Source organism: Micromonospora arborensis (genome assembly GCF_003205615.1).
GTDB lineage: Bacteria > Actinomycetota > Actinomycetes > Mycobacteriales > Micromonosporaceae > Micromonospora > Micromonospora arborensis.
This window is the reverse complement of the sequence record NZ_PYBV01000109.1, coordinates 1-226: the sequence shown is the minus strand read 5'-3', so window position 1 is coordinate 226 and position 226 is coordinate 1. Positions and strand designations below refer to the sequence as shown.

The 226-nt window shown below is 73.0% G+C and carries 1 pseudogene; it reads right to left on the bottom strand.

Features of this window, described 5'->3' with window-relative positions:
• A pseudogene (locus C7C45_RS35390) lies at positions 1 to 226 on the bottom strand (MMPL family transporter); the annotation flags it as partial.

The following is a 226-nucleotide window of genomic DNA, read 5'->3' as shown; positions in this document are numbered from 1 at the left end:
CCCCCCCCCCCCCCGTCCCCCCGAGACACCCGCCCCGCCCCCCAGATCTTCGCCCGGATGTCGTCCGCGGGTGGGGGCACCAGCAGCGCCCGAAAGATGATGGTTTAAATAAGCCCCCCGACCGCCCCCGCCGTACCCAACTCGACAAGCACCACCAGGGGTAGGACGGCGAGGGCGGAGAAGGTCGCGGCGAGCACGATGCCGGCGGAGGTGATCCCCCCGCCGG